Origin of the sequence: Haloferax sp. AS1, assembly GCF_014530665.1 — an archaeon.
Lineage (GTDB): Archaea > Halobacteriota > Halobacteria > Halobacteriales > Haloferacaceae > Haloferax > Haloferax volcanii.
Genome location: NZ_SPSA01000001.1, coordinates 893,079 through 912,112, shown reverse-complemented (window position 1 = coordinate 912,112; position 19,034 = coordinate 893,079). Strand labels below are relative to the sequence as shown.

Annotated in this window: 19 protein-coding genes; 8 read left to right on the top strand and 11 right to left on the bottom strand. The window is 65.4% G+C overall.

Features of this window, described 5'->3' with window-relative positions; all coding sequences use genetic code 11:
* Window positions 1-41: 41 nt before the first annotated feature.
* Together E4P24_RS04910 and E4P24_RS04905 are read right to left on the bottom strand one after the other, a co-directional pair.
* On the bottom strand, window positions 42-533 hold the full coding sequence (locus tag E4P24_RS04910) for a TIGR04206 family protein (RefSeq protein ID WP_115802334.1): 492 nt from the start codon (window positions 531-533) through the stop codon (window positions 42-44).
* Entirely contained in the window at window positions 530-1,639 is a 1,110-nt protein-coding gene (locus E4P24_RS04905; RefSeq protein ID WP_004064256.1) for a GTP-binding protein, read from the bottom strand. The genes E4P24_RS04910 and E4P24_RS04905 overlap by 4 nt, the downstream gene beginning before the upstream one ends.
* A 157-nt stretch (window positions 1,640-1,796) precedes the next feature.
* On the opposite strand from E4P24_RS04905, the gene E4P24_RS04900 reads away from it, so the two are divergent.
* The 6 genes from E4P24_RS04900 to E4P24_RS04875 all read left to right on the top strand — a co-directional run bounded on the left by E4P24_RS04900 (window position 1,797) and on the right by E4P24_RS04875 (window position 5,861).
* The gene (locus tag E4P24_RS04900; RefSeq protein ID WP_004044029.1) at window positions 1,797-2,000 is read left to right on the top strand and encodes a hypothetical protein; all 204 of its coding nucleotides are present in this window, start codon (window positions 1,797-1,799) and stop codon (window positions 1,998-2,000) included.
* Between the two features lie 45 nt (window positions 2,001-2,045).
* Window positions 2,046-2,411, top strand: a complete 366-nt coding sequence (locus E4P24_RS04895; protein WP_004064259.1) for a hypothetical protein — start codon at window positions 2,046-2,048, stop codon at window positions 2,409-2,411.
* Between the two features lie 102 nt (window positions 2,412-2,513).
* Entirely contained in the window at window positions 2,514-2,873 is a 360-nt protein-coding gene (locus E4P24_RS04890) for a DUF6684 family protein (RefSeq protein ID WP_004064260.1), read from the top strand.
* A 98-nt stretch (window positions 2,874-2,971) separates the two neighbouring features.
* Window positions 2,972-4,735 (top strand): cbb3-type cytochrome c oxidase subunit I, encoded by a 1,764-nt coding sequence (locus tag E4P24_RS04885; RefSeq protein WP_004064261.1) that lies wholly within the window; start codon window positions 2,972-2,974, stop codon window positions 4,733-4,735.
* A gap of 412 nt (window positions 4,736-5,147) precedes the next feature.
* Window positions 5,148-5,402: a cox cluster protein gene (locus tag E4P24_RS04880; protein WP_115802332.1), complete on the top strand. Its 255-nt coding sequence runs from the start codon at window positions 5,148-5,150 to the stop codon at window positions 5,400-5,402.
* A 54-nt stretch (window positions 5,403-5,456) separates the two neighbouring features.
* Window positions 5,457-5,861, top strand: a complete 405-nt coding sequence (locus tag E4P24_RS04875; protein ID WP_004044034.1) for a universal stress protein — start codon at window positions 5,457-5,459, stop codon at window positions 5,859-5,861.
* Here the strand turns inward: E4P24_RS04875 and E4P24_RS04870 are convergent.
* The 6 genes from E4P24_RS04870 to E4P24_RS04845 form a co-directional block, all read right to left on the bottom strand.
* Window positions 5,858-6,538 (bottom strand): co-chaperone YbbN, encoded by a 681-nt coding sequence (locus E4P24_RS04870; RefSeq protein WP_188148190.1) that lies wholly within the window; start codon window positions 6,536-6,538, stop codon window positions 5,858-5,860. The genes E4P24_RS04875 and E4P24_RS04870 overlap by 4 nt on opposite strands.
* A 2-nt stretch (window positions 6,539-6,540) precedes the next feature.
* The gene (locus E4P24_RS04865; RefSeq protein WP_115802330.1) at window positions 6,541-7,284 is read right to left on the bottom strand and encodes an ABC transporter ATP-binding protein; all 744 of its coding nucleotides are present in this window, start codon (window positions 7,282-7,284) and stop codon (window positions 6,541-6,543) included.
* Entirely contained in the window at window positions 7,281-8,039 is a 759-nt protein-coding gene (locus E4P24_RS04860) for an ABC transporter ATP-binding protein (protein ID WP_188148189.1), read from the bottom strand. The genes E4P24_RS04865 and E4P24_RS04860 overlap by 4 nt, the downstream gene beginning before the upstream one ends.
* The gene (locus E4P24_RS04855) at window positions 8,036-9,217 is read right to left on the bottom strand and encodes a branched-chain amino acid ABC transporter permease (protein WP_004064270.1); all 1,182 of its coding nucleotides are present in this window, start codon (window positions 9,215-9,217) and stop codon (window positions 8,036-8,038) included. Before E4P24_RS04855 ends, E4P24_RS04860 begins: the two co-directional genes overlap by 4 nt.
* Window positions 9,214-10,182, bottom strand: a complete 969-nt coding sequence (locus tag E4P24_RS04850) for a branched-chain amino acid ABC transporter permease (protein ID WP_004044039.1) — start codon at window positions 10,180-10,182, stop codon at window positions 9,214-9,216. Before E4P24_RS04850 ends, E4P24_RS04855 begins: the two co-directional genes overlap by 4 nt.
* Window positions 10,183-10,302: 120 nt before the next feature.
* Window positions 10,303-11,616 (bottom strand): substrate-binding protein, encoded by a 1,314-nt coding sequence (locus E4P24_RS04845; RefSeq protein ID WP_188148654.1) that lies wholly within the window; start codon window positions 11,614-11,616, stop codon window positions 10,303-10,305.
* Between the two features lie 561 nt (window positions 11,617-12,177).
* Between E4P24_RS04845 and E4P24_RS04840 the strand changes: the two genes are divergently transcribed.
* On the top strand, window positions 12,178-12,786 hold the full coding sequence (locus E4P24_RS04840; protein WP_115802329.1) for a Tat pathway signal protein: 609 nt from the start codon (window positions 12,178-12,180) through the stop codon (window positions 12,784-12,786).
* 83 nt (window positions 12,787-12,869) lie between these two features.
* Here the strand turns inward: E4P24_RS04840 and E4P24_RS04835 are convergent, their stop codons facing one another.
* Window positions 12,870-14,492 (bottom strand): long-chain-fatty-acid--CoA ligase, encoded by a 1,623-nt coding sequence (locus E4P24_RS04835; RefSeq protein WP_188148188.1) that lies wholly within the window; start codon window positions 14,490-14,492, stop codon window positions 12,870-12,872.
* Window positions 14,493-14,668: 176 nt separating this feature from the next.
* Between E4P24_RS04835 and E4P24_RS04830 the strand changes: the two genes are divergently transcribed.
* Entirely contained in the window at window positions 14,669-14,914 is a 246-nt protein-coding gene (locus E4P24_RS04830) for a hypothetical protein (protein WP_004044043.1), read from the top strand.
* 29 nt (window positions 14,915-14,943) lie between these two features.
* Here E4P24_RS04830 and acs read toward each other — a convergent pair whose 3' ends face one another.
* Both acs and E4P24_RS04820 read right to left on the bottom strand, forming a co-directional pair.
* The gene (gene acs / locus E4P24_RS04825) at window positions 14,944-16,932 is read right to left on the bottom strand and encodes an acetate--CoA ligase (RefSeq protein WP_004064280.1); all 1,989 of its coding nucleotides are present in this window, start codon (window positions 16,930-16,932) and stop codon (window positions 14,944-14,946) included.
* A 186-nt stretch (window positions 16,933-17,118) separates the two neighbouring features.
* Window positions 17,119-18,819: a methylmalonyl-CoA mutase gene (locus E4P24_RS04820; RefSeq protein WP_004064281.1), complete on the bottom strand. Its 1,701-nt coding sequence runs from the start codon at window positions 18,817-18,819 to the stop codon at window positions 17,119-17,121.
* Window positions 18,820-19,034: the final 215 nt, after the last annotated feature.

The window sequence follows — 19,034 nt, the reverse complement described above, 5'->3', positions numbered from 1 at the left end:
GAGAGGAGAGCGGACGCGTCGTTCGGTTTTGTGTGTTGCGCTCAGCGCGAGGAGCCGTCGGCGTCGCGCTCGTTCGCGCGTGACCAGTACAAGAACCCCGCCACGGCCCACAAGAGAACGGTCCCGACCGGCCACGCGGTTCGACCGGGTTGGACCGAAAAGCCGCGGGCGACCTCCAACTGGGTCACGCCGGCGAGGGCGAGCCCGGCCGCGGTGAGCCGAACGTCCTCGCGGCCGAACAGGACGCCCGAGAGCGCGCTTCCGAGCGCGACGAGGTAACAGGCGACGCCGACCGGCCAGACGAGGATGTAGTCCGGAAGTCCCATCGTAAAGCGCAGGAAGAAGTCGGTGATGGTCGTCACGCTCCCCGTCGCGGAGCCGACGAGCCCCCACGGGAACAGGAGCGTGGCGCTCCCGGTGGTGAACGTCTGGACGGACCACGGGACGAGACCGAGGACGAAGACGAGGAGTAGCCGGAGGCGGCGACGCGCGGGCGACCGCGACGCCGACCGGGACGCCGAGTCGGTCGTCACCGCTGGGCGATGATGCGGAGCACGTCCTCGTCGGCGAGGACGTGGTCGCGGCCGACCTGCTGGTCGTCGTGTTTCGCGCTCGGCCCCGAGACGCGGGCGAACCGGAACCGCTCGTCGAGTTTGGCACCGAGTTCGTGGATGGCGTCGTCGATGGTGTCGCCCTCCCGGAGGACGAGCGGTTCGTCGTAGTCGACGCCGCGGCCGGGTTTGTCCATGTAGATGCGGATGAGACCGAGCGCGTCCCAAATCTCCTCTTTGAGCGCGTCGAGGCCCTTCTCGGCCTCGGCGCTGATGAACGTCACCTCGTCGGGGTCGAGCCCGACTTCGCGGAGGTTCTCCTCGACCGTCGGGAGGTAGTCCTTGTCGATGAGGTCGGCCTTGTTGACGGCGACGATAGACGGCAGGTACACCCGGTTTTTCATGATGCCGTCGACGAGTTCGTCGATGGTCGTCTCGCCGCGGAGCGTCACCTCGGCGTTGACGAAGCCGTGCTCGCGGAGGATGCCCTTGATGGTCTCCTCTTCGAGGTCGACGCTGTCGCTTTTGGTGACGTTGATGCCGCCTTTCCCCTTCTTGTTGATAGAGAGGTTCGGCGGCGACGTGTCGAGCCGAATCTTGTTGTTGTAAAGCTCCTGTTGCAGTCGCTCGTAGCGCTCGATTTCGAACACCGAGAGCATGAACACGACGAGGTCGGCGGTGCGGACGACAGAGAGGACCTCCTTGCCGCCGCCGCGGCCGCCAGCGGCCCCTTCGATGAGGCCCGGCACGTCGAGTATCTGGATGTTCGCACCCTTGTACTTCAGCATCCCCGGGTTGACGTTGAGCGTCGTGAACTCGTACTCGCCGGTCTCGCTGTCGGCGTTGGTGAGCGCGTTGATGAGCGTCGATTTGCCGACGCTCGGGAAGCCGACGAGCGCGACCGTCGCGTCGCCGGTCTTCTCGACGGCGTACCCTTGGCCGCCGCCGGCCGAACTCTGGTTTTCGAGTTTCTCTTTCAGTTCCGCGAGTTTCGCCTTCAGCCGACCGATGTGCGCCTCGGTCGACTTGTTGTACGGCGTGTTAGATATCTCCTCGCGGATATCTTCGATCTCCTCCTCCAGTCCCATCGTCAACAGTTCCGCCGCGTCCGTCGAAAAACCCTTTCCTTCCGCGCGGCGGATTCCGCCGGGCCGACGCGTCGGATATCGTGGCGGTCGCGCGTACGCGGGAAAACAAGTATCGGCACGGTTATACACGACCCCTTCGACCGCCCGATGAACACCGATGCCCGACCCCCGGACGCTTCGCGACAGCACGCAAATCGTGCTCCCCTGCGACCTCTTGGAGAGCGTGCGCGACGACCTCGAAGCGGAGTTCGTCGTCTCCGTCCACCGAGCGGACGGAGAGACGTGCCGGATTATCGGAAGCCCCGTCGAGATTCGCGCAGTCAGCGACTTCCTCGCCCGGCAGGGTATCTCTCTCCGCTAGTCTCGGTTCCGAAGGGCTTGTTACCACACAGTCCAACGGACGCGTATGGACGAAGCGCCGGGACTCTCCGACCAGTACCGCACGGCCAGTCCGTGGCCCGTGTTCATCGCGCTCGGGATACCCATCTCCGAGTTGGGTCTGCTGTTTGGCCTGTTTCCACTCGCCGTCGGCGGGCTGCTCCTGTTCGGCGGGAGCGTCGTCGGCATCCTCAAGGAGTCCGGCTACGTCACCTCGACGATTCGCGCAGTCACCGCGCTTGCGGTCGTCTTCCTCGCGTTCGGCGCGGGGCTCGCGTTCACCGACATCGCCCTCGTGACCCGGGGCTACGCGGTCATCGCGGCCGCGATTCTGCTGGCGGTCGGCGGCGTCGTCTTCGAACTGTTCGTCCGCGAACAGCGACAGACGTTCTGACCGCCGCGGGCGACCCACGGGTGACCCCGCGGCCGTTCCCGCTCCCCACAGTCGGACGAGAAACCAACAATCTATTTGAACGGCGTCCCCGAGTGTCTCGATATGGCAACCAAGACGTTCGACAAGGACACCATCCTCGACCTCACGGTCAACATGGTTCCGCTGGCCATCATCCTGTTTTTCGTGGTGGCGTTCACCTTCGTCAATCCGTTTGGGTTCGAATCGCTCACCTCGGGGCTCCAGTACACGCTCCTCATCGCGCCGTTCGTGCTCCTCGCGGCGCTCACTTACCTCTCGGGGAAGGCCATCGCCGGCTCCGAGAAGGAAGGCACCGTCTACGCGCCGGGTCGGGCGACGGTCCCCGGTGCGAAGCCGCTTCACGAAGAAGAGAGCGAGGGAGCGGCCGAACTCGAAGAATCGCCGGCTGACGACGCCGTCGAAGCCGCGGACGAGACGGCTTAAAGCACCTCGAATCGCAGGGCGGTCCCGAATCTTTCATTACCCTGCACTACTCAGGCACTTCCATGGAGGTTAACGGACAGTTAGCACTGACGGTGCTCATGGGGGTCTTCCTCATCGCCGTCGCCGCGTGGCTCGCGCGGGTCGAAGACTGGCGGTCGTACACTCCGCTCGCGGGCGGAGGGACGGTCGGTGGTACCGCAGAGCAGTACGTCTCGGAGGAGAAACCATCCGGGGTCATCCGTTGGTTGACGACGGTCGACCACAAGGACATCGGGATGCTCTACGGCGCATACGCGCTCGTCGCGTTCGCCGTGGGGGGTCTCATGGTCGTCCTGATGCGGATTGAACTGGCGGACCCGTCGATGACGCTTATCTCGAACACGTTCTACAACTCGTTGCTCACAAGCCACGGGATTACGATGCTGTTCCTGTTCGGGACGCCCATCATCGCCGCGTTCTCGAACTACTTTATCCCGCTTCTCATCGGCGCGGACGACATGGCGTTCCCGCGTATCAACGCCATCGCGTTCTGGCTTCTGCCGCCGGCGGCGCTGCTCATCTGGGCCGGGTTCTTCCCCATCCCGGACGTCATCCCGGCGCAGACCGCGTGGACGATGTACACGCCGCTTTCGGCCGGTGTCGGCTCCGGCAACCAGATGAACGCCGGCGTCGACCTGATGCTCCTCGGCCTGCACCTCTCGGGTGTCTCGGCCACGATGGGCGCGATTAACTTCATCGCGACCATCTTCACGGAGCGCGACGAGAAGGTGTCGTGGGCGAACCTCGACATCTTCTCGTGGACGATTCTCACCCAGTCCGGACTCATCCTCTTCGCGTTCCCGCTTCTCGGCAGCGCCATCGCGATGCTGCTTCTCGACCGGAACTTCGGCACGATGTTCTTCTCGGTCGACGGCGGCGCGATTCTCTGGCAGCACCTGTTTTGGTTCTTCGGCCACCCCGAAGTGTACATCCTCGTGTTGCCCCCGATGGGCATCGTGAGCCTCGTCCTCCCGCGCTTTGCGGGCCGTCGGCTCTTCGGGTTCAAGTTCGTCGTCTACTCCACGCTCGCCATCGGCGTCCTCTCGTTCGGCGTCTGGGCGCACCACATGTTCGCGACGGGTATCGACCCCCGGCTTCGCGCCTCGTTCATGGCCGTCTCGCTGGCCATCGCGATACCGAGCGCCGTGAAGACGTTCAACTGGATCACGACGATGTGGAACGGGAAGATTCGCCTCACGACGCCGATGCTGTTCTGTATCGGCTTCGTCTCGAACTTCATCATCGGCGGCGTGACGGGCGTCTTCCTCGCGTCGATTCCGGTTGACCTCGTGCTCCACGACACCTACTACGTCGTCGGGCACTTCCACTACATCGTCATGGGGGCCATCGCCTTCGCCGGCTTCGCCGGGCTCTACTACTGGTTCCCCATCTACACCGGCCGGATGTACCAGGTCACGCTCGGCAAGTGGCACTTCTGGCTCTCGATGGTCGGGACGAACCTGACGTTCTTCGCGATGATTCTGCTCGGCTACGGCGGTATGCCGCGTCGCTACGCGACCTACCTGCCGCAGTTCGCGACGCTCCATCAGGTCGCGACGGTCGGCGCGCTCATCCTGCTCGTCGGCCAGATGATATTCGTCTGGAACTTCGTCCAGTCGTGGCTCGAAGGTCGCAAGGTCGAAGACGGCGACCCGTGGGACCTCGCCGACGACGACCTCACCACCGCCGAGTGGACCTGGTTCGAGCGCAAACTGGAGACGGCCGTCACCGACGGCGGCGAAGACGAGACCGAACTCGCCACCGACGGCGGGCAGACGGTCGACGACGCGGACGCGGACGCGAACTCCGCTGACGACGCGTAATCGACGCCGCTCGCCGGCGGTTCGGGTTATTTTTCGGACGCTGTTTTCGAGAGCGAGGCGAACGCGCGCGACGACGCCGACTGTCCGTGCTCGCAGACGGGGTGTCGTTCGATGCAATCCGTATTCGAGCGCTCGCCAGCGCCGCCGCTCGCGGGCGACGGGAGTCACGACTGGAGAGAAGCGGCCGCTCTCGGCGGCGGCGACGCGGAAAAGCGGCGGGGACTCAGACGACGAGGAGGATGCCCGTCGCGAACATCAGTATCGCGATGGCCCCGAGCACGAGTCCGAGGATATCGGTATCCGACATACTCCGACCTTAGCGCGTGCGGCAAAAGGTGCATCGGTACGCCGGGGCCGCCGACCCGACGTGCCGAACGGAAACCCTAACAGCGTCCGCTCCCGAACGTCGGCCGTGAGTTCGAACGTCGGCGGTCATCGCTTCGTCCTCGGGTTGTACGCCGCCCTCGTCGCCGTCGCCGGAGTCGCGGGCTACCTCACCGGGACGTTCGTCTCGGATCTCAGCGCGCCCCGGTTTCTCTTCTTGGTGCCGTTTCCACCGACGCCGGCCGGCTTCGCGGCCTACGGCGCGCTGACCATCGCACTCGTCCTCGGCGTCCCGCTCGCGCTCGTCGTCTACGTCTCGGCCGGCCTCGACGACGCGGCCTAATTCAGCATTATCGTTCAGCACAAATACTAAGCCCGACGACCGGGACGTGATAGTATGTACCACGTGGTAATCGGTGTCGATGACGACGCGGAACACGCGCTCGCGTGCGTCGAAGAGGTCGCGAAACTCCCCGGCGAACCCGACGAGAAGGAAGTGACGCTCGTCCACAGTTTCACCGACAACCCGAGCGGGGCGTCGGCGACGCAGATTCACTCGGTCCGGGAGGCCGGCGAGTTCCTCGAAGACCGCGGTATCGAGTACGACGTCAACGAGTCGTCGGGCGACCCCGCGGAGGTCATCATCGAGTTCGCAGACGAGGAGGACGCGGACCTCATCGTCACCGCCGGGCGGAAGCGCTCGCCCGCGGGCAAGGCGCTGTTCGGGAGCGTCACGCAGACGGTGATTCTGAACTCCGACCGCCCCGTCATGGTGACGGGGTCGACGAAGCGGAAACGCTAGTACACCCGGTCGAGGACGGCCGCGACCTCAGCGGGGGTCTGGCGGCCGGACGCTCGTTCTCGCAGTTCGCCGTCACGAACGCACAGGAGCGTCGGCGCAGAGTCGACGTCGAAGCGCCGACAGAACTCGTCGGCCGCCTCGCCGTCGACCCCCGCGGCCGCGACCCCGTCTGGGACGCGGTCGAGGATGGCGTCGAGGTCCGCTTTCATCGCGTCGCAGGGCTCACAGAAGCGTCGCCACACGAGGACGACGGCGTCCGGGTGCGCTGCAAGGTACGATTCGAAGAAGTCGTCGTCGAGTTCGTCGAGGGCGTCCGGCACCGGCGACGACGGGGTTATCTCGACGAGCAGGCCCGCCATGACCAGAAGGAGGTCCTGGCCGACCGGCGCGTCGAGGAACGACTTGGCCGCGAGATAGGCCACCACGTCGGCTCTGGTGACGCCGAACTCGTCGAGTCGCGCCTCGACGTTCTCGGGGGCGACGCCGAAGAGCTCGGAGACGGTCCGGTGGAACTCCTCGGTCGAGACCGCCCCGTAGATGTCGTGGTAGACGGCGAGCGTCTTCTCGAACTCCGCCGTGGTCGAGAGCGTTCCGTCGGGCGCTTCGTCGACCGCGCCGGCGGCGATGAGCGTTTCGAGCGCGGTCTCGGGGTCGGCGTCGATGTCGGTCGCAGCCATCGTCAGACCCCCAGATACCGCTCGCGAGTCTCGTCGTCCTCGCGGAGTTCCTCGGCGGTCCCGTCGAAGACGATGCCCCCTTGGTCGATGACGTACGCGCGGTCCGCGAGCTTGATGGCCGCCGCGGCGTTCTGCTCGACGAGCAGGATGGTCGTGCCCGCGTCGCTGATGCGCTCGACCGCGTCCTCAACGTCCTCGATGATCTTCGGCGCGAGCCCCTCGTAGGGCTCGTCGAGGAGCAGCAGGTCCGTGTTCTGCTTCAGGGCGCGCGCGATGGCGAGCATCTGCTGTTCGCCGCCCGAAAGCGTCCCCGCGCGCTGGTCTCGCCGCTCGTCCAGTCGGGGGAACTGGTCGTAGACCTCCTCGGTCGACATCCCCTTGTGGCCGAACGACAGCGACCGGCCGAAGGTGTTCGACTTGTTGTTGACGACCTCCGCGAGGTGGAGGTTCTCGGCGACGGAGAGGTTCGGGAAGATGCGCCGCTCCTCGGGCACCAGCGAGATACCCCGGACCGACACGTCTTCGGCGGGGACGCCCGTGATGTCGTCGTCTTTGAACCGGATAGTGCCCTCCCGTACTTCGGGCGGCGTCGCGCCGGCGATACACCGGAGCGTGGTGGTCTTGCCCGCGCCGTTGCGGCCGAGGAGCGCGCATATCTCGCCTTCCTCGACGCTCATCGAGAGGTCGCGGATGATGTGGCTCTCGCCGTAGTAGGCGTCGATGGCGTCGATTTCGAGGAGGCTCATAGCTCGACACCCCCGAGGTAGGCCTCTTGGACGGCTTCGTTACCCCGAATCTCGTCGGGGGTCCCCTCGGCAATGATGCCGCCGCGGCTGAGGACGACGATGCGGTCTGAGATGCTGAAGACGATTTCCATGTCGTGTTCGACGAGGACGAACGTGAGGCCGTGGTCGCGTTTGACCTGCTCGATGAGGTCGACCGTCGACTTCGTCTCCTCGGGAGACATGCCGGCGGTCGGTTCGTCCATGAGGAGCAGGTCGGGCTCGCTCGCGAGTGCGATACCGATTTCGAGGCGACGCTTGTCGCCGTAGGGGAGGTCGGTCGCGATAGTGTCCGCGCGGTCCAACAGCCCGACCGAGTCGAGCGTGTCGCGGGCGACGCCGTGTACGTCCGTGAGGCTGTCGCGATGTTTCAGGAACTCGAAGCCGAACGCGCCGCGCTCGGCCGCCAGCGCCGCGATTTCGGCGTTCTCCCTGACGGTGAGGTCGGGGAAGATGGAAGCGGTCTGGAACGACTTCGAGACGCCGCGTTGGACCACCTGGTGCGGTTCGAGGCCGACGATTGACTCGCCTTTGAAGCGGATGTCGCCGCTGGTGGGGTCGAGCCGTCGCGTGATGAGGTTGATGAGCGTCGACTTCCCCGCGCCGTTGGGTCCGATGATGGAGACGCGCTCGTCCTCCTCGACGGTGAGGTTCACGTCGTCGGTGGCGACGAGGCCGCCGAACTCCTTGACGAGGTTCTCGGTTTCGAGGAGCGTCATCGACCGTCACCCCCGTTTCCGACGCGCGAGCGGACGCGGTTCGCCGCCCTCGAACCGAGGTCGACCGCGAGTTCGCGGAGGCGGGTCAGGATGCCCCACAGGCCGTCGGGGACAACCCAGACGACCACGACGAAGACGAGGCCCAAGAGCAGGTGCCAGTAGAACCCGAAGTCCCGGACGAGCACGATGCCCGTGAAGGGAATCGTCAGCGCCTGGATGGTGCTGACGATGTTCTCGATGTAGAGGTACAGCCCCACGCCGAGAACCGGCCCGAACATCGAGCCCGCGCCGCCGAGGACAGTCATGACGACGATGTCGCCCGACTCCGTCCAGAACAGCGACTGGAGGGGGACGTACGCCCCGTGGATGGTAAAGAGGCTCCCGGCGATGCCGGCGAACGCGCCAGAGATGATGAACGCCATGAGCTTGTAGCGCCAGACGTTGAGGCCGACGAACTCGGCGCGCTGTTCGTTCTCGCGGATGGCGCGGAACACCATCCCGTACGGGGAGTTGAGGATGCGGTAGGCGACCGCGACCGCGCCGACGAAGAAAGCGCCGACGAAGGCGTACAGCCACGTCCCGAGGAGCATCCCGCCGACGGACGGGATGTCGGCTTCGAGGTGGATGACGCCGAGGAAACTGCCGACCTCGACGCCGGTCAGGCCGTTTTCGCCGTTGGTCAGAAACGCCAGCGGCGACGCGGCCATGTAGTAGAACATCTGGGCGAACGCCAGCGTCAGGATGGAGAAGTAGATGCCGCCGCGGCGGAGCGACAGGAAGCCGAGCACCCACGCGAGCAACACGGCGAACAGCGTCCCCGAGACGACCATCACGATGGGGTCGCCGCTGACGTTCTTGGCGACGATGCCGGCGGCGTACGCCGCGCCACCCCAGAAGGCCGCGTGGCCGAACGAGAGCAGCCCGGTGTAGCCGAGAAGCAGGTCGAAGCCGATGGCGAAGATGCCCCAGATGAGGATGAGCGTCGCGAGGCTCTGGTAGCCCTGTAAAACCCCCGAGACGACGGGGGCACGGGCGAAGATGTACGGGAACACCGCGACGAGGATGGCCGTGATGCCGACGACCGTCCCCTCGCGGCCGCGGAGTTTCTCCCAACGACCGAACAGACTGCCGCCGACGAGCGCGTCTTTGGCGCTCGGGTTGGCGTCCTTCTCGCTCATGGGGCCACCTCCTCGTCGCCGAGCAGACCCTGCGGTCGCGTCAGGAGGACGATGGCCGCGATGGCGTACAGGCCGACCTGCGACCACGCGGGCGCGAAGGAGACGAGCGCGGCGGTCGTGAGACCGAAGACGATGCCGCCGACGACAGCGCCGGCGATGCTGCCGACCCCGCCGATGACGACCGTCAGGAACGCCGGGACGAGGATGTTCGTCCCGATAGTCGGGTTGACGACGTTCAGCGGGCCGCCGACGACGCCCGCCACCCCGGCGAGCGCCGCGCCGATGCCGAAGACGACGATGTACGGGCGGGTGATTTTGATGCCGAGGAGTCGGACCATCTCGGCGTCGCGGGTCCCGGCGCGGACGACGAGACCGAAGTCGGTGTACTCGACGAGCAGGTACACGAGCGCCACGAGGACGGCCGTGATGCCGATGACCCAGAGCCGCCACTGCGGGAAGTTACCGACGATGGGCAGCGCAATCGGGCCGGAGACGGGAATGCCGGCGAACGAGCCGACAGAGAGGATTCGCTCGGGCTGTTCGAACGGCAGGCTGTTGCTGCCGAACAGGACGCGAAACAGCTCCTGAACGACGATTGCGAGGCCGAACGTGACGAGAATCTGGTCGGTGTCGGGGCGGTCGTAGAACGCCCGCGCGAGGTACCGCTCCATCAGCAGTCCGACGCCGAAGACGAAAAGCGGGACGAAAAGCAGGGCGGCCAGAAAGCCGATATCGAGCCCGAAGCTCGAAAAGCCCCACTCCGCTAGCTTCCCGTTCGAAAGCGGCACGTTCAGCGCGACGAACAGCCCCGCGTAGGTGCCGACGAGGTACAGCGCGCCGTGCGCGAAGTTGACGAACTTGAGCGTCCCGAGGATGATGGAGAGACCGACCGCCAAGAGGACGTAGATGGCCCCCTGCTGAAGTCCGTTGAGCAGGATGACGAGCACGTCCGACAGAAGACTCATCGACCACCACCCCTCCGGCTATTCGAGGCATGAACTACCATGGGTATGCTAATCTTACTCATTTACGTGTGCGTGGTTGTCTGCGATTAACTTTCATTAAGATAACGGTGGGGAGAGTGGCTACTCGTAGGACCCGAGTTCACACTCGGCCGCTGGTCCGGCGTCGCACGCGTAGCCGAGGTCGTCGCGGCTGGTGATGTTGACGATGTTGAAGTACGTCCCCTCGCTCTGTTCGGAGCCGGGAAGCCCCTGGACGACCGGCACGTCGCGCTGTGCCTGGTGGTCGCAGCCGCGCATCGTCTCCGCGCCCATGCCGATGTTGTCGTACTCGTAGTCTTCGAGCTGCCTGATGACCTCCGGCGGGTAGAAGGTGCCCGCGCGCTCGACGGCGGCGGCGTACTGGAGCGTCTGTGCGTACGCCAACTGCGCGGGGCCCGAGGGCGTCCGGTCGTACTCGTCACGGAACGCCTGCGTGAACTCCTGCGACGGCGTGTTATCTATCTGCGAGTCCCACGCGACGGTGCCGTAGATGCCCTCTATCGCGCCGCCGGCCGCCTCCGCCATCGGGCGGTTGTACAGCGGAACGATGATTTCCATGTCCTCGTCGATGCCGGCGTCGATGGCCTGCTGCATGGAGTTCGCGCCGTCGAGCCCGTAGTGGTTCAAGATGAGCACGTCCGCGCCCGAGCTCTGGGCCTCCGAGAGGTACGTCGAGTAGTCGGAGGTGCCGAGCGGGGTCGCGACCGACTCCACCTGCTCCCAGCCGGCCACGTCGGTCATGAACTGCTCCATCGACGCCTGCTGGGTCTGGCCCCAGCTGTAATCGGCGTAGAGCTGATAAAACTGCAAACCCTCGCCGTAGGCGTCGCGGACGACCGGCGCGAGCGCCTGTCCGGTCATGTAGGCGTTGAACATCTCCCGGAAGGAGTAGCGGACGCAGTCCTTTCCGGTGGTGTCGTTCGAGTGCGTCAGACAGCACATGAACATGACTTTCTCGTTTTGACACAGCCCTTGGACCGCGATGGCGACCGCCGAGGACGAGCCGCCCGAAATCATAATCGCGTCGTCGCGCTGAATCATCCCCGAGGCGGACTGTCGCGCCTGGTCCGCGTCCGTGGCCGTGTCCCCGTCCACGTGGTCGATGGTGTAGCCGAGCACGCCGTCGCCGGAGAGGTCGTCGAACTGCGAGTCGACCCAACCGCCGCCCTCGTTGAGGTGCTTCACCGCGAGCTGATAGGCTCGAAGCTCGTCTTCACCCTCCGAGGCGTACGGTCCCGACTGCGGGACGTTGAATCCGAACGTGGCCGTGTCGCCCTCGATGGGGAAGTTGCCCAACGCCGGGTAGTCGTCGCCACCGCCGCCACCGTCGCTACCGCCGCCACCATCACCGCCGCCGCCGTCGCCACCGCCGGTACACCCCGCCAGCCCTGCCAAGCCAGCGGTTCCGACAGCACCAGTCGCCTTCAACACATCTCGCCTATTGAGCGGCTTGCTATCCCGTGCCATAGACACATCGGCGGATACATCGTTAATAATAGTTATGTATTGATTCCCTAATATCTGTGTAATCAATCATTATAGATTGGTGGACTCTACAACATGATATAAGGTGTCCGTCGTCCCGACCGGCGGTCGGCTCCCGCAGTGCCCACTCCGCGTCGCGGGACGTGTCACTGGCGCAAAATACGGGCCGGTGTCGGACTCGCCCCGCACAGTCGTTCGCCCCGTCAGGCATCGAGAGCGACGAGTCCGCCGTGCAGTCCGTCTCGTCGCGACGCACGCCGCACCAATCTCACCGCGTCGGCACCGACGTGAGCGGCGCGAACGGCCGGCCGACAACTATCAGAATACTAGATATATATCCCCGGATAGCGCCGTTTCAGCGCCGTTTCCGCGCGTTCGTTGACCAGTTAATCTCGTACCGTCGTGAATGTTCGATTTATAACTAACCCCGGAACGCGCGAACACCGATGCAGCCACGCCCGTGGCACCACTATGACAGACGACACAAACGACGGATTCAGACCGACTCGGCGCTCCGTGCTCCGACTCGGCGCGATGTCGGCGCTCGGCATCGGTATCGGCATCCCCGCGGTTTCCGGCTCGGTGGCGGCGACCATGTGTCCCAAGACACCCGGCTACTGGGCGAACAACCCGGATTACAGCAGTCCCACCGACAACTGGGCGGTCCTCGGTCCGAACGGTGACACGAACTACGCCCTCCGCGGCGTCACGATGACCCACGACGAGTGGCGCGAGTTCCTCGTCGCGCCCACGAAGGGCGACAAGGCGAACATCATGGCGAAACACTACCTCGCAATCGTCCTCAACCTCCGGAACAGACCGGGCGACGACCCGGGCTGCACGAGCGACGGCGCGACCATCCAGTACGGCGACTACGCGGGCTACACCATCGAAGAGGTCAAAAACATGGCCGGAAACTGGCTCGGTAACTCCGCGTGGTCGAACGGCGGCAAGCAAAAGAGCTGGTACGTCTCCGTCGGCGGCGACATGGTCGACGGCGAGCCGCTCAAAGACACCCTCGACGCGTTCAACAACGACCCCGGGTCGCTCGGCCTCGACTGCCCCTGCAACGACCGCTGAACCGTCCCCTCCTCGAAACGAGACGCCGCGGCCGCGGTTAGGAGCCTGCTACCGGCCGAAACGCGAGCTTAACGCGGTCGTTGCTATCCTTCTCCCACCATCCGCCCTTCGTCTTCCCACTCGCGCTCGCGCAGTTCGTACTTCTGAATCTTCCCGGTCGCGGTCTTCGGCAGTTCGGTGACGAACTCGACTTCCTTCGGCACTTTGTACGTCGCGATGCGCTCCCGACAGAACGCGATGAGCGCCTCGGCGGTGACGCCCGGCGCGTCGGGGTCGCCGCTCGTCGGCACGACGAACGCCTTCGGCGACTCGCCCCACTCGTCGGACGGGACGGGGATGACCGCCACGTCTGCGACCTCGTCGTGGTCGAACAGCGTGTCCTCCAGTTCGATGCTGGAGATGTTCTCGCCGCCGGAGATGATGATGTCCTTCTTGCGGTCCTGAATGCTGATGAAGCCGTTCTCGTCGACGACCGCGAGGTCGCCCATGTGGTAGTAGCCCTCCAGCCGCGCCGAGAAGGCCTCCTCGGTCTCCTCGGGTTTGTTCCAGTACTTCTCCATCACCTGATTGCCCGCGACGACGATTTCGCCGACGGACTGCTCGTCTCTCGGCACGTCGTTTCCGTCCTCGTCGACGACGCGAACGTCGGTGCCGAGGTAGCCGATGCCCTGTTTCTTCTTCACGCCGAAGCGGTCGTCGCCGTCCGTCAGGTAGCGCCCGGCCTCCGAGGTCGTGATGAGCGGGCCGGTCTCGGTGGCCCCGTAGACGTGCATGAGCCGCCAGCCGAACTCGTCTTCGACGGTCCGAATCGTCGCCTCCGGCGGGGCCGCGCCCGCGGTCGCCGCCCGGACGGGGCTCGCGCCGGTCGTCTCGACGCCCCCCTCCTCGCGGTAGTGTTTCATCAGGATGTTCAGCACCGTCGGGGCGGCGCAGAGATACGACACGTCCTCGTCGCGGATGGCGTCCAACACCACCTCAGCCTCCACCCCGCGGGTGCAGACGTGCTTCGCGCCGTGGCCGGTAATCGCGTAGATGTGGCCCCAGCCGTTGACGTGGAACATCGGGAGCGTCCAGAGATACACGTCGTCGTCCGCGATGTCCTGATGCATCGAGATGAGGTAGGCGTGAATCGTCTCGGCGCGATGAGTGCGGCAGACGCCTTTCGGGTCGCCGGTCGTCCCCGACGTGTAGTTGATGGTGATGATGTCGTCTTCGTCCATCTCTGGGCGCTCGTAGTCGGTCGACTCCGCGACCAGTTCGTCGAAGTCGAGCCACTCCCCGTCGGTCGATTCGGCGGCCTTCTCGGGGTCGTTCGTGACGAAAATCTCAGCGGGAATCTCGTCGCGGACCGCGTCTATCTTCTCGGCGAAGGCGTAGTCGGCGTAGACGGCCGTCACGCCCGCGTCGTTCAGCACGTACTCGAAGTCCGCGGGGACGAGCCGGTAGTTCAGCGGCATGTGGACCGCACCCAACTGCATCGACCCGTAGGCGGCTTCGAGGTGGTAGTGCGTGTTGGGGTCGAGCACCGCGACACGGTCGCCCTTCTCGACGCCGCGGGACTGGAGCGCCGCCGAGAAGCCGTCGGCACGCTCCCCGAGTTCGTCGTATGTAAAGCGCTCGCCGGTCGTCGCCACGACCGCCTCCTCGTCCCCGTAGTACCGCCGCGCGCGGTCGAGGAACTCCGTCACCAGGAGTGGTTTCTTCATACGCGGTATCCTTCACTAACGTTCAAAATAAATGTGCGGGCTGCTACCGCGGTGCGCATCGTTGAGAACAATTCGCACACCGAGTGACAATAGCCCACGACTCGGGGCGCGGGAGACTATATTACTACACAAACTATGCAGGAAAATACCTTATTCGTGGAGTTCGTAGCGCGCGTATGGCACTTTCGGACTACACCGGACGCTCGCCGACGGGCCGGGACGAGACCATCGTCCGCGTCGTCCCCCATCGGCTGTGGCGGCCGGGCGACGAGCGAATCGAACCGTGTACGTACAGCGGCGAGCAGATTCGGCTCTCCGAGAAGCATCTCCTCGCCGTGGTCGAACGCGACGGCGTCCGCGAGCGGCGCTACTTCCGCGACGAGTCGTCGCTGTCGGCGTGGTTGGAAGAAAATCCGCGATAGAGCAGGGCCGACGGCGGCGGAACCGGCGGTTACTCGCTTTCGACCTGCCGCTGAATCGACTCGACGACTTCGGGGTTCCGAAGCGTCGTCGTGTCACCGAGTTCCTCGCCGTTCGCAATCTCTTCGAGGAGCCGACGCATAATCTTGCCAGACCGCGTCTTCGGCAGTTCCGGCGTGAACACGACCATCTCGGGGCGAGCGATGGGGCCGATGGCGTCCTCGACGCCCTCGATGATGCGCCCCCGCATCTCGTCGTCTTCGTCCTGGCCCTCCTCGGTGATGACGTAGGCGTATACGGCCTCGCCTTTCACCTCGTGGTTGCCGCCGACGACCGCCGCCTCCGCGACACCCTCGACGCCGACGATGGCCGACTCGATTTCCATCGTCCCGAGGCGATGGCCCGAGACGTTGATGACGTCGTCCACGCGCCCGAGGATGGTGATATAGTCGTCGCCGTCGATTTTCGCGCCGTCCTCGGGGAAGTAGACCCAGTCGTCGGGGTCGTCGCTGTCGGTGTCGGAGTACTCCTGCCAGTACTCCTGAATGAAGCGCTCGTCGTTCTTGTAGAGCGTCCGGAGCATGCCGGGCCACGGCTTGTTCACCGTGAGATAGCCCGCCCGGCCGGCGTCGACCTGTTTCCCGCTCGTGTCCACGATTTGGGCGTCGATGCCCGGCAGCGGCGGCCCGGCGGAGCCGGGTTTCATCTTCTTGATTCCCGGGAGCGTCGTAATCATCATCCCGCCGGTCTCGGTCTGCCACCACGTGTCCACGACCGGGCAGTCTTCGTTACCGATGTGCTTGTAGTACCACTTCCACGCGCGGGGGTTGATGGGCTCGCCGACCGTCCCGAGCAGGCGGAGACTCGACAGGTCGTGCTGTTCGGGGAACCGGCTGCCCCACTTCATGAACGCGCGAATCGCCGTCGGGGCCGTGTAGAAGATGTCGACCGCGTACTTCTCGATGATGTCCCACAGGCGGTCGCGGTTGGGGAAGTCGGGCGTCCCCTCGTACATCACCGTCGTCGTGCCGAGCGCGAGCGGCCCGTAGACGATGTACGAGTGGCCCGTAATCCAGCCGATGTCGGCCGAACACCAGTAGGTGTCTTCCTTCTCGATGTCGAGGACCGCGTGGGAGGTCCACGCGGCGTACGCGAGGTAGCCGCCGGTGGTGTGTTTGACCCCCTTCGGCTGTCCCGTCGTGCCCGAGGTGTACATGAGGAACAGCATGTCCTCGGCGTCGCGTTCGACGGGGTCGATGCGCTCGCCGGCGTGCTCGTCGAGGAGGTCGTCCCAGTCGTGCTGGTTGCCCTTCAGGTCGTGGCCGAAGCCGTCGTCGCCGAGGCGGTCGACGACGACCGTCGCGTCGACGCCGTGGTCGACGCCGTCGAGGCCCTCGTTGGCCTTGTCGAGGTGGTCGAGCGGGTCGCCGCGGCGGTAGTAGCCGTCGCAGGTGACGAGGAAGCGGGAGTCCGCGGAGTTCATCCGGGTCGCCAGCGCGTCGGCGGAGAAGCCGCCGAAGACGACCGAGTGCGGCGCGCCGATGCGGGCGCAGGCCAGCATGGCGATTGGCAGTTCCGGAATCATCGGCATGTAGAGCGTGACCACGTCGTCTTCCTCGACGCCGAGGTCGCGCAGCGCGGCCGCGAACTCGTTCACCTCGCGATAGAGGTCCTGATAGGTGTACGTCCGCGTCTCGCCGTGTTCGCCCTCCCACTTGATGGCGACGCGGTTCTTGTCCCCGTTTTCGACGTGACGGTCCACGCAGTTGTACGAGACGTTGAGCTTGCCGCCGGTGAACCACTCGTAGAACGGCGGGTTCGAATCGTCCAGCACCTCGTCGTACTCCTCGTCCCAGTCGAGCATCTCGGCGGCCCGCTCCCAACAGTCGGGCCAGTTCTCCTCGAACTCGTCGTAGACGGCCGGGTCGGAGACGTTCGCCTGCGCGACGAACTCCTCGGAGGGTTCGAACTCCTCCTGCTCGACCAGCCGTGCCTCCAGTTCGGTGTCACCGTCTGCCATAGTACGTGCTAACTACACCAATCCTCCATGATAAATCTATGTAGTCCAGTCGTCCGCGTGGGGAACTTCGGCACGGGCGGTCGCCGGGCTGTCGGTCGGTTACGCGCGTCTCCGGCGCGCGTTCTAGTCAGCGAACTGTTATGTCATCCCCGACGTTTCGGGGGGAGGTGGCCGCGTCGACGACCCTCACATCACGCCGATGGACTCGCGGTACGTTCCGTACTCCTCGGCGAACACGTCCATGATTTCGCCCATCGTGACGTACTCCTTGACGGCGTCGACGAGCACCGGCATGACGTTGCCGCCGTCGCGGACCGTCTCGCGGAGCTCTGAGAGCGCGGCATCGACCGCCTCGTCGTCGCGGTCGTCCTTCACGGATTCGAGGCGCGCGAGCTGTCGGTCCTGTACCTCGTCTTCGACGTGGAGCAGGTCGGGACGGGTGTCCTCCTCGGTGTCGTACTTGTTGACGCCGACGACGATTTCCTCGCCGTCTTCGACCCGCGACTGGTACTCGTAGGACGCCTCGCTAATCTCGCGGTGGTAGTAGCCCTCGTCGATGCCGGCGAGGACGCCGTCGCGGACGGAGCCGTCGCCCATCTCCCGAATCTCCTCGATGTAGGCCATCGCCTCGGCCTCGATTTCGTCGGTCAGCGACTCCACGAAGAAGCTCCCGCCGAGGGGGTCGATGACGTCGGCCGCGCCGGACTCCTCGGCGATTATCTGCTGGGTGCGGAGCGCGACGGTGACGGCCTCCTCCGAAGGGAGCGCCAGCGCCTCGTCGAAGCTGTTGGTGTGGAGCGACTGCGTGCCGCCGAGGACGCCCGCGAGCGCCTGTATCGTCACGCGCACGACGTTGTTGAGCGGCTGTTGGGCCGTCAGCGACTGCCCCGCGGTCTGGGTGTGGAACTTCAACTGCGTCGAGCGCTCGTCCTCGGCGTCGTACCACTCCGACATCACGTCGTGGTAGATGCGGCGGGCGGCGCGGAACTTCGCCACCTCCTCGAAGATGGAGTTGTGGGAGTTGAAGAAAAACGATAGCTGAGGGGCGAACTCGTCCACGTCGAGGCCGCGGTCGACCGCGTCTTCGACGTAAGCGAAGCCGTCAGCGAGGGTGAAGGCGAGTTCCTGTACCGCCGTCGACCCGGCCTCGCGGATGTGGTAGCCCGACACCGAGATGGGCCGGATGCGCGGGGTCTCCTCGGCGGCGAACTCGACGGTGTCGGTGACGAGTTTGAGCGACGGTTCCGGCGGAATTACCCACTCTTTCTGCGCGATGAACTCCTTGAGCATGTCGTTCTGGAAGGTGCCGCCGATTCGGTCGCGGGGGACGCCGCGGTTGTCCGCGAGCGCGACGTACATGGCGAAGACGACCGGCGCGGAGGGGTTGATGGTGAAGGAGGTCGTCACCTCGCCGATGTCGATGCCGTCGAACAGCACCTCCATGTCGCGGAGGGTGTCGACCGCGACGCCCTCCTTGCCGACCTCGCCGTCCGAAAGCGGGTCGTCGGAGTCCTTGCCCATGAGCGAGGGCATGTCGAACGCCGTCGAGAGGCCGGTCTGGCCGTTCTCGATGAGGTAGTGGAAGCGCTCGTTGGTCTCCGTGGCCGTGCCGAAGCCGGCGAACTGCCGCATCGTCCACGTCCGCCCGCGGTACATCGTGGGGTACACCCCGCGCGTGTACGGGGACTCGCCGGGGAAGCCGAGGTCCGACTCGTAGTCGAGGTCGGCCACGTCGGCGGGCGTGTAGAGGTCGTCTACCTCGTGGTTCGAGACGGTGGCGAATCGGTCTTTGCGCTCGCCGCCCTTCTCCACGAAGGGGTCGCGGGTCTCCGATTCCCACTCGTCGCGCGCCTCGCGGATGGACGCCAAATCGTCCTCGTCGTACATGTCCACCAATCCGTATGGATGATGATTAAGGATTCGGGTCGAAGTCGGCCCCGAAAGCGGTTCGCCCTCGGCCCCGGGGCTTCGACGCACAGACCATCGCACATATCACCCCCGGACCGCTTAGCACCGGCTATGCACGGCTGCGCGACAGATGCGGGATTCCCCGACGCGGCGGCTCGGCCCGCCGCAGTCCCCGAGCCCGTCGGAGTCGGGCG